We start from the raw sequence: 2680 nt of genomic DNA, 5'->3' as shown, positions 1-2680 counted from the left end.
GGGGTGGAGAGGAGGAGGTAGGCGCTGGCGGTCCAGGTGTAGGCGCGGTCGCGCAGGCCGGTGCCGGTCTCGGCGTCGAAGTTCTCGGCGAAGCCGGACTTCTCGCACAGGGCGCGGAACCGCTGGCTGACCTCGTCGGCGAGGCCGATGTGGCCGGCTCGACGGAGGCCGTCCTCGATCAGGACGGTGGCCGGTGCCCAGATCGGCCCGCGCCAGTAGCCGTCGGCCAGGTAGTGGGGTGAGTCGACTGGCTCGGTGGCGAGCCCGTACGCGGTCAGGTGGCGTTTGAGCGCGCCGGCGAGCGCGGCGCTGACGTCGGTGGGCAGGGCCGCGCCGAGGACGATCGGCATGAGATCGAGCAGGCTGGTGCTCGGTCGCCGGTTGCCGTCCCGCGCGCCCCGGGAGGTGAACCGTTGCCCGTCCCAGAGTTCGTCAAGCAGTGCGGCGTGGATGTCGGCGGCGAGCTGGCTCCAGCGCGCCGCCGCCTCCGGCTGCCGCAGCTCCGCGGCCAGGTCCGCGAGTTGATGCAGTTGCAGCAACAGCAGGGCGGCCAGATCCGGTGTCTCGATGACCCGGTCGTCGTCGAAGGTGGTGGCATTGTCCCAGCCGCTGTCGTTGCCGTGCTGGTAGTGCGGCAGTTGGTGGCCGGGCACCCGCCGGTGGTCGAGCCAGAAGGTGGTCCAGCGGGCCAGCCGCTGGTACGCGTCGGACAGTTCGTCGCGCGACAGCGGGCGGGACATCCGCCGCCGCAGCTGCCGCAGCGCCCAGCCGTGCACTGGCGGTTTGACGTAGTTGTGCAGCACCTCCGAGTGGGCGACGGAGTCCGGTAGCGCGCCCGTGGGGTCCTGGTGGTCGAAGGGCAGGAGGAACTGGTCCCAGGCCAGGTCGGGATCGGCGGCGGCGAGGGCCAGGGCGTTGAAGCAGTGGTCCCAGCTCCACACCTTGTTCATCCAGTGTTTGGACATGAGCACGGCGGGTCGGGTGAGGAAGCCGGCCGGGGTGACCGTCGCCGACCACAGCACGTAGGCGGCCAGTTCCGCGGCGGGTGTCTCCGCGCTGCGCCAGGGTGCCAGCGTGTCGACGAAGCCGGCGAACTCGGTCACCAGCGACCGGACGAGTTGGTCGAAGTCGCGGCCGGCCGGGTAGGGACGGCGGGCCGTCTCGTACTCCTCGACGGCGATCTCCCACGGCTGGTCGGCGGGGAGCGACACGGCCCGCTCGGCGGTGCCGAGCGCCGTCGTGCCCACGGCCCGTACGTCGCCCGCGAGCGGCGTGACCCGGTAGCGGCGGCCGGTCTCGTACGAGGTGAAGACGTACGCGTCGACGACCGGGTCGGCGTAGAGGTAGGTGCCGCTGAACGGGGTGAGGGTGTCCTGCGCGGCGGTGATCCGCAGGCCGAGTCCCCGGCCGCGCAGCCGTACGGTGTCGGTGCCGTCGTAGGTCAGTTCGACAAGCCCGTCTCCGTGCCGCCACGTCACCAGCGCCGCGGTGGCTGTCACCGTGGCGGTGTCGGTGTCGGGGGTGAGCCGGAGCACCGGATGCATCCCGGTCTGGTGGGAGACCAGGTGCAGGTCGGTGGCGTGGGTGTGGGCGGCCACCACCGGGGAGATGCTGAACCAGGATCCACGACGGCTGAACGGGATGTCCTGGATGGAGAACGTCGGGCCGGTGCGGACGACGGTCATGGGTGACGGCTGCCTCTCTTCGAATCGATTCGTCGAATCGATTCGGCGACGATAGGCCCGTCCGACGAGGCGGTCAAGAGAAGACGTTGACATTCATCACTATCAGCTCCTACGCTCCAGCGAATCGGTTCGACACCCCTCATCGCCGCCAGGAGCGCGTACCCGTCCCGAAGGAGTCCACAGTGCAGCTCCCCCGCACGAGCAGCGCAGGATCTGTCCGCCGCCTTCCCGCCCAGCTCGCGGTCGGCGTCCTCGCCGCGTCCGCCCTCCTCGCGGTCCCGACACCGGCCCGCGCCGCCGACGAGTCGATAACCGTGAACTTCTCGGTGACCAACGGCGCGCCGACGTACCGCGCGGCCGGCTGGATCTACGGCATGACCGAGAACGCCTCCGGCCCGCCCGACCACTTCTACCGGGACGTCAAGTTCCGGTACATGCGGGCCGGCGGGGCGCAGTTGCCGGGCAGCGGCTGGGTCGGCGGCAACTACGACCGCCGCTGGAACTCCACGCTCGCCCAGGCCCGCCGCACCGCGGCCCTCGGCGGCGAGTTCATCCTGCTGCCGCACGACCTGTGGGGCGCGGACGGCGCGGCGATCTCCCGCTTCCCCGGCGACAACGGCAACTGGACCGACTACGACAACTTCCTCAACCGGGTCATCGCCGACATCCGGGCGGCCGGGTTGACCGTGCAGTGGGACATCTGGAACGAACCGAACATCACGCCGTTCTGGAACCGCCCGATCTCGCAGTACTTCGAGCTGTGGCGGCGCACCTACCAGCGCATCCGGGCCGAGTTCCCGAACCAGCTCATCGTCGGGCCGAGCTGCGCCTGCGTACCGTCGACGAACCACGCCTTCTGGAACCAGTACCTGGACTTCGTCCGCTCGACCAACACCGTGCCGGACATCATCAGTTGGCACTCGCTGCCCGGTGACCCGGTGGCGAACGTCGCCGCCGCCAACGCCACCCTCGACCCGCGCGGCATCCCGCACCCC

Annotated in this window: 1 protein-coding gene and 1 pseudogene; one reads left to right on the top strand and one right to left on the bottom strand. The window is 70.6% G+C overall.

All coding sequences use genetic code 11. The annotated features are described in order from the left end of the window. Positions 1 to 1685, bottom strand: a 1685-nt coding sequence (locus C1I93_RS30055; protein ID WP_111246612.1) for an amylo-alpha-1,6-glucosidase, incomplete at its 3' end; no start/stop codon positions are given. Between the two features lie 182 nt (positions 1686 to 1867). Here C1I93_RS30055 and C1I93_RS30050 point away from each other — a divergent pair. Further along, positions 1868 to 2680 (top strand): annotated as a pseudogene (locus C1I93_RS30050) (beta-xylosidase); the annotation flags it as partial.

It is taken from the genome of Micromonospora endophytica (assembly GCF_003236305.1).
In the GTDB taxonomy this organism is placed as follows: Bacteria; Actinomycetota; Actinomycetes; order Mycobacteriales; family Micromonosporaceae; genus Micromonospora; species Micromonospora endophytica.
This window is presented reverse-complemented; position numbering and strand designations above follow the sequence as displayed.